The sequence below is a fragment of the Pseudomonas sp. PDM25 genome, assembly GCF_019219045.1.
In the GTDB taxonomy this organism is placed as follows: Bacteria; Pseudomonadota; Gammaproteobacteria; order Pseudomonadales; family Pseudomonadaceae; genus Aquipseudomonas.
On record NZ_JAHUWL010000057.1, the window covers coordinates 1 to 654 of the forward strand.

1 protein-coding gene and 1 pseudogene are annotated in these 654 nt (G+C 54.1%); both read right to left on the bottom strand.

Translation table 11 applies throughout. The features are described 5' to 3' along the window. Positions 1–410, bottom strand: a 410-nt coding sequence (locus KW848_RS31280) for a LysR family transcriptional regulator (protein WP_256365349.1), incomplete at its 3' end; no start/stop codon positions are given. A gap of 12 nt (positions 411–422) precedes the next feature. Continuing rightward, a pseudogene (locus KW848_RS32725) lies at positions 423–572 on the bottom strand (LysR family transcriptional regulator); the annotation flags it as partial. Positions 573–654: the final 82 nt, after the last annotated feature.

Consider the following 654-nt stretch of genomic DNA (forward strand, 5'->3'; position numbering starts at 1 on the left):
GGTTGTTTCTTGCGCACAAGTGGATGGTTGGCGCTACAGAAAATCGATGCAGGTCTCGGGGTTAACGGGGTAATTGCGAACCTGATGTCATTCGCCCATACATCCGCGTTGGCGATAAAAAACTCGAGGTCGCCGGCTACCAGGAGCTGGCATAGGTGTTGGCCATGATTGACCACGATGTCCAGCCTTGCAGCGGGACTGCGCGACCGTAGCGTGTTCATTACATCGTGAAGAATCCCACTTGAGACCATAAGGCTGGCCCCGAACTTCAGCTCGCCCCCTTCTGCGGTGGCTAGGCAGTCCGCCTCAACAGTTAGATGGTCAGCCATATCGAGCAGTGCGCGTGCGCGTGCCAGCAGTTGCCTACCAACCGCGGTGAGTTGCACAGAACGGGTAGTGCGATCGAACAAGCGTAAGTTCAAATCCCTTTCGAGTGATTGAACGCTACGACTGAAGGCAGTCTGAGAGAGGCTGGCTCGGATCGCCGCACGTGAAAAGTTGAGTTCGTCAGCCAGTATGACCAGGTGCCGAATTCGCCTCAGATCAATTAAGTCGTCCAACACATTAATCACTGCTCAAGTATGCATTGGACGATTGTACATGATTTCCGATACTTTGCCGCCCCAAGAAGAGCACGCAACTGTTCGGCACTGG